Annotated in this window: 7 protein-coding genes and 1 pseudogene; all 8 read right to left on the bottom strand. The window is 58.9% G+C overall.

What is annotated here, in order from left to right:
- Window positions 1-55 precede the first annotated feature (55 nt).
- A complete protein-coding gene (rpmA, locus tag NW815_RS04770) occupies window positions 56-325 on the bottom strand; it encodes a 50S ribosomal protein L27 (RefSeq protein WP_011432382.1) in 270 nt (89 codons plus the stop codon).
- Window positions 326-401: 76 nt separating this feature from the next.
- The gene (gene rplU / locus NW815_RS04765) at window positions 402-827 is read right to left on the bottom strand and encodes a 50S ribosomal protein L21 (RefSeq protein WP_414387858.1); all 426 of its coding nucleotides are present in this window, start codon (window positions 825-827) and stop codon (window positions 402-404) included.
- 285 nt (window positions 828-1,112) lie between these two features.
- A complete protein-coding gene (locus NW815_RS04760) occupies window positions 1,113-1,871 on the bottom strand; it encodes a photosystem reaction center subunit H (RefSeq protein WP_414387857.1) in 759 nt (252 codons plus the stop codon).
- A gap of 34 nt (window positions 1,872-1,905) precedes the next feature.
- On the bottom strand, window positions 1,906-2,187 hold the full coding sequence (locus tag NW815_RS04755) for a chaperone modulator CbpM (RefSeq protein ID WP_011432385.1): 282 nt from the start codon (window positions 2,185-2,187) through the stop codon (window positions 1,906-1,908).
- Entirely contained in the window at window positions 2,184-3,119 is a 936-nt protein-coding gene (locus tag NW815_RS04750) for a DnaJ C-terminal domain-containing protein (protein ID WP_011432386.1), read from the bottom strand. Before NW815_RS04750 ends, NW815_RS04755 begins: the two co-directional genes overlap by 4 nt.
- Window positions 3,120-3,272: 153 nt before the next feature.
- Window positions 3,273-4,034 (bottom strand): ChaB family protein, encoded by a 762-nt coding sequence (locus tag NW815_RS04745; RefSeq protein WP_414332456.1) that lies wholly within the window; start codon window positions 4,032-4,034, stop codon window positions 3,273-3,275.
- 258 nt (window positions 4,035-4,292) lie between these two features.
- Window positions 4,293-5,147 (bottom strand): M28 family peptidase, encoded by an 855-nt coding sequence (locus tag NW815_RS04740; protein WP_414375263.1) that lies wholly within the window; start codon window positions 5,145-5,147, stop codon window positions 4,293-4,295.
- A pseudogene (locus NW815_RS04735) lies at window positions 5,147-5,410 on the bottom strand (HAD family hydrolase); the annotation flags it as partial. The gene NW815_RS04740 and the pseudogene NW815_RS04735, both read right to left, overlap by 1 nt.

The raw sequence follows: 5,410 nt of genomic DNA, 5'->3' as shown, positions 1-5,410 counted from the left end.
CTTATTATTGACTAGAGTCATGCTCTCCCAGGCAGTTTCAAAGCTGGGCCTTTCCCTACTGGGCAGCCACCTCAGCTGGGTAGACACTCACCTTTTGCCGCCACTTGCCATAGCGCTCAAAAGTCACAATGCCGGTGACCACAGAATACAAGGTGTCGTCGCCGCCGATGCGCACGTTCACCCCTGGGTGAAACTTGGTGCCCCGCTGCCTGACCAGAATGTGGCCGGGATGCACCAGCTCGCCCCCATAGCGCTTCACCCCCAGCCGCTTGGCATTGGAATCTCGACCGTTGCGAGTGCTGCCCGTTCCCTTCTTATGAGCCATAACGCCTCCTATGCAACTGCGTGATCAACAGAAACGAGATAAAAAAATCGGGATTCAGGACACCTGAGTTCAGAGTTTATTCCTCATCCGCAGGGATCCCTGTCGCCGCTGCCGAAGGGGCTGCCTCTGGGTTAGACTCTGGAGCCGCTTCCGTACGGGATGGTGCCGTGGCTAGGGGCACCCCATTGAGTTCAATAGACTCGATCAGCACACGGGTCAGCGGTTGCCGATGACCCCTCTTTTTGCGGGTCTTTTTCTTTGGCCTCATCTTGTAGACGATGATTTTATCGCCGCGCCGATGCTGTAAAACCCGTGCCCTGACGACCGCCTCCGAAACGTAGGGATGCCCCAACGTGATTTGTCCCTCGTGGTTGATCAACAGCACACGAGACAAATCGAAGGGGCTGTTCTCCTCCACTTCCGCCAGGCGATCGACCTCGTAAAAACGCCCCGGCTCCACCCAAAGCTGCTTACCGCCGGTTTCCACAATTGCGTAAGTCATCTTTCTCCCTGCCGTACAGGTGCCCTGCGGGGGTCTTGAAACCTGATCCGAGCATTGACAGCGATCCTAGATCGTAGCCGAAAAAGCCGCCGTCCGTCAGCTGGGTTTGGTCGAGGACTGGCTTGCAACAGTTCCGGTCGAGCAGTGGGACGGACTCCCCAAGCACCTCATGCTGTTGCCCCCCAGCCCCTTTCCCAGAGGAAGAGGGGAGTTGGGAAGCAGTTGGGAAGCAAATGTGCAGCATCTGAGGCGACCGCAGGCCAGAGGTTGCAGAGTCATTCTTTGCTATTCGGTCAGCTTCTCCCAAGCAGCCTGAAGGGCAGCCTGCATGCGCTGAGCGGCGCGGCTGAGGCGGTGTTGCCAGGTTTCCCACTTGTGTTGCAGAAACTCTGCCGCCTCGTCCAGTAGGGAGAGATCGAACTTGCCCCCTTTGGCCAGCTCGTCCCGCACCTGCTTCACCTTAACGCGCACCACCTCCGGCGGATCCTGTGGGCCAACCAACGCCTTGAGGCGATCCCCCATGCGCTGGATAAGCTGTTTCACCTGCCGAGATTTTTCGCTCCAAAAGTTCTTTAAGCCTTCCGCTTCCGATTTCAGCCGTTGCGGAGCATCCTCCTTAACCACCACCGCGTCCACATCAATGGCTTCCACGTCCTCAGGCAGGAGAACGGCGCGCCCCCCCCAAGGCTCGGCAATGCTGCCACCCAGAATATAAGCGGCAATCGCTCCAGTCTCCCAGTCAAAGAGAAAATCCTCAATCCAGCCGACCTCTCGATTCCCAATGCGCACTGTGCGACGGTAAAGAGAGCTGATGGGGGTTAGGGGGGTATCAAAAACGGTAGAGTAGGTCAGCAGCGCGTCTGGCCCGATGAGAGAAATCTGCTCCAGGGGGGTGTACCCCTGCTGGCTGGTGAAGTAGCATACCCGCCCTGTTGGGTCAACCCAGATTTCTTCTACGGTACCCAATGCGGTAGCAGTGCTGCCATCGAGGGCCAGCAGGCCCACCACCTGGCTACGTCGGATGATCTGTTCCATAGGGTTCATCGAGTTATCTCCTTGATGGGTTAGCTGGGCAGCCTCAAAATCCGCGGTAGTGGCGCAGTTGCCCCCTGAGCCGGGCAATTTCCTGAGCCATGTCCAAGACCATCGCTGCCCCCGTCCAGTTAAGCCCCAAGTCTCGGTGTAGGCGGCTCATTTGCAACAACCGCCTGAGCTGTTGGGGGGTCAGGTAGCTGCTCTCGGCCTCCACTAAGCCTTGGGCCAGCAGCCATTCCAGCAGGTGGGGAGGGATCCCCAGCAGTTCCGTGGCCTGCTCGAAGGTATAGAGCCGTTCTTCTACCCGCACAATGGCCAAACTCATAGACTCACCTCCTGCAAGTGGGCGCGGGGATCCCAGCTACGGCTTTGGCGCAGCTTTTCGTAGAGATCCCGCTCGGTCTGGGAAAGGGATTTGGGTGCCACCACCTTCAGCCGCACCAGCAGGTCGCTCCGCTGGCCTTGGGGATCCCGCCAGCCTTGGCCCCGCAGCCGCAGGGTTTGGCCGCTGTCTACCCCGGCAGGGATCCTCAGTTGCACGCGACCCGTAGGGGTGGGAACTTCCGCCGTCCCTCCCAAAGCCGCCTCGTCAGGAGTAATGGGCAGCTCGCAGAGCAGGTTGTCTCCGTCAAAGCGGAAGAAGGGATGGGGGGGCAGCTCCAAAGTGAGGTAGAGATCCCCTCTTGGCCCGCCAAAGGGGCTGACCTGGCCTTTGCCCTTGACGCGGATGCGACTGCCCGGCTTAGCGCCGGGGGGAATGCGGATAGTTAGCGTTTCTCCATCTAGGTTCAGCCGTTTCTGGGTGCCGTGGAAAGCTTCTGCCCAGCTGAGACCCAGAGTGCCCTCCACATCCTGCCCCGGCAAATCCACCGAAACAAACGGCCCAAAGCCGCCGGCGAAGCCCTGGAACCCGCTGCGGCGGGAGCCCATACGGCCCAGCAGCTCGTTGATAAACTCCTCGAAGCTGGCGTATTGGGCGAAGCCCTCCATGCCCGGCATTCCAGCAGCAGAACCAGTACCCACCCGCTGCCAGTACTGCCCAAACTGGTCGTAGCGCCGCCGCTTTTCCGGATCTGAGAGCACCTCGTAGGCTTCGTTGATCTCCTTAAAGCGTTCCTCTGCCGCCTTGTTGCCGGGGTTCACGTCGGGGTGATACTGGCGGGCCAGCTTGCGATAGACGCGCTTGATTTCCTCGGCAGAGGCATCTCTGCTGACGCCCAGGATCTTGTAATAATCCTTGAAGTCACTCGCAGCCATAGGCTCACCCCTGCAAGGTTAGGTTAGAGTTTTTCGGGCTATTCTCAGGATATAAGGTTGCAGCTAAAAAATTGGAGCAGACCCAGAACACGTACAGGCAGAGCGGCGAGATGGCGCTTTACTGTGCTCTCGCTACTTCGGAAACTTTTTGGGCTAGGGCTTGCGTTTGGAGAAGATCCCTTTCTCATCTCGTGTGAAAATTTGCTTGACCTTTTCCCAAGCTTTGAGGAGTGCATGGGTGGAGTTATTGCTCTCTTGTTTGGCTTGGTTGTAGGCTTCCACAAAGGTTTGCTGCGCTTCTTCCGAGAGGTCAGCGCGGATTTCCGGCGAGATGCTCTCTGGGGTTAAGTCTCCCTCTGGCTCACCGGGCAAGTTCAAGTCGGCAATGGAAACTTCCTCTCCGCCAGCACTCTGCAGCAGCCAGTAAATTTCGCCCGACTTCTCTTCCGGTACTTGCACCACCAACAAGAACTCGCCCGCCTGTACCCGGGTTTGGTAGATGGCGGCTTTCTCCTGCGGCATACCCAAGGCAATCAGGGCGGATCCCAGGCCCGCTCCCAGTGCTCCGTACAAAGCGCCGCCCGTTGCCCCCAACAAAGCGGCTCCCAGAGGCCCAGCGGCCACCACTGCCCCCAAAAAGGGAATGAACAGCACCCCCACGCCAGTGAGCAGCCCCAGCAGGGATCCGAACAGGGATCCATAGATGGCCCCATTGGTCAGACCGTCCAGAACCACCTCTTTGCGGGTGATAAACCCGGTAATTTTGGCTTCGGTTTGAAAGTTGCGGCCAATAATGGAGATGCAATCGTTGGGAATGCCACGGTTCAAAAGCCGCTGGATACACTCTTGCAGCTTGCCCTCTTCTTTGAAGGCGGCGGAAACACACTTTTTGGGAGCTTGGGCAAAAGCGCTCATACGCAATCTCCTGCTGAGTTTTACAGTGCCAAGGCAGGTTTTTTAACCTTTTCCCTGCTACTACTCTCGTCTTACTACTCTCGTCTATTGTCTCCCCTCTTCAGCAAAGGACTCGGTCGCAGAATCGCGAACCCCCTGGAGAAATCTCCGTACTGAGGATGCCAATTCCATCCTTACCCCTGGCCTCCTTCCAGGAGAGGGGAGTTGGGATTCAACGCACGCTACTTGCTGCCGGAATGACTGGGGGGTTTGGAGGAGCTACAGCAAGCGGATCCCGGCCATCAAGCCCTGGCAGACCCCCGTCAGGAAATCTGGATCTAGGGTTTCCAAGGTATCGCTCAGCTTGTGGTAGTGGGGGTTGCGCAAGAAAGCGGTGTCGGTAACCATAACGGCGGCGTAGCCCGCATCCCAAAAGGGGGAGTGATCGCTCAGGCGAGTGGCAGGTAGGATCAAGCCTCGCTGCCCGGCCAACAACCAACAGCAAGGGATCCCCGCTTTTTGAAAATCACGCTGCAGCTTGAGCAGATCCCCCCAGGTGGGCCAGTTGCCGATGAGACCGATGTAATCTCCCCGGTTGGGGTAGAGCTTCTCAAGGCCAGCGGGGTAGCGTTGGGATCCGGGGGTGGGATCCCGGTAGCCCAGCATTTCCAAAGACAGCATCAGCCGTAGGGATTGCCTCTGACGTTGAAGAAACTGGGCGTAAGCCCCACTGCCCACCATCCCCCGCTCCTCCAGGTCAAAAGCCACCAGCCACAGGGGGGAAGGGGCAGGGTTGGCGGCAAAATGGCGGGCCAATTCCAGCAACACCGCTATGCCGCTGGCGTTGTCGTCTGCTCCAGGGGTTGCCGGGGCAGCGTCAAAGTGGGCTCCGATGAGGATGGGTTGGCGGCCAGAACGGGATCCCGGCAATTTCAAGATCCAGTTGCGGTGCAGGCGGCCACCGGCCTCAAAGGGGAAGGACTCCAGGGATCCCCACTTAGAAAGCTGCTCTTGGATGTAGCGCTCCACTTGGCTATGGCCCAGGGGCGACCAGTCGGGATCCCGGGGCTGGGCCACTTGCTGCAGATGGGCCTCTAGGCGCTGCTGCAGGTCTGGGAGCTCTGCTGCTGACATCAGTTTCCCACCTCAGAGGGAATGGCTTGGGCATGGACTTGGCAGGCCAACTCCAGGGTGAAGTAGCGGTGGGATCCCACCGTTCCCGCCAACACCTGAAACGGATCCTCAGGCTCCCCCAGGTGATCCAGCACCAGAGCCGCCCCGGAAAAATCCTGATCCCGGGTATAGTCGTTTACCGTCACCACAGTGGGAATACCGGCCTGCTGGGCCGAGCGCAGCCCATTCTCCGAGTCTTCAAAGGCCAGGCAGGCCTGGGGGGG

The sequence above is a fragment of the Synechococcus sp. R6-7 genome (assembly GCF_047461695.1).
Classification (GTDB): Bacteria; Cyanobacteriota; Cyanobacteriia; order Thermostichales; family Thermostichaceae; genus Thermostichus.
Note: the sequence above shows the minus strand (reverse complement) of the source record. Positions and strands in the feature narration are given on the sequence as shown.

Excerpts from the sequence above, each read along its gene's own strand:
- NW815_RS04750 (WP_011432386.1), bottom strand. The coding sequence starts at position 3,119 with ATGGCTGCGAGTGACTTCAAGGATTATTACAAGATCCTGGGCGTCAGC.
- rpmA (WP_011432382.1), bottom strand. The coding sequence starts at position 325 with ATGGCTCATAAGAAGGGAACGGGCAGCACTCGCAACGGTCGAGATTCC.
- rplU (WP_414387858.1), bottom strand. The coding sequence starts at position 827 with ATGACTTACGCAATTGTGGAAACCGGCGGTAAGCAGCTTTGGGTGGAG.
- NW815_RS04755 (WP_011432385.1), bottom strand. The coding sequence starts at position 2,187 with ATGAGTTTGGCCATTGTGCGGGTAGAAGAACGGCTCTATACCTTCGAG.
- NW815_RS04760 (WP_414387857.1), bottom strand. The coding sequence starts at position 1,871 with ATGAACCCTATGGAACAGATCATCCGACGTAGCCAGGTGGTGGGCCTG.
- NW815_RS04745 (WP_414332456.1), bottom strand. The coding sequence starts at position 4,034 with ATGAGCGCTTTTGCCCAAGCTCCCAAAAAGTGTGTTTCCGCCGCCTTC.
- NW815_RS04740 (WP_414375263.1), bottom strand. The coding sequence starts at position 5,147 with ATGTCAGCAGCAGAGCTCCCAGACCTGCAGCAGCGCCTAGAGGCCCAT.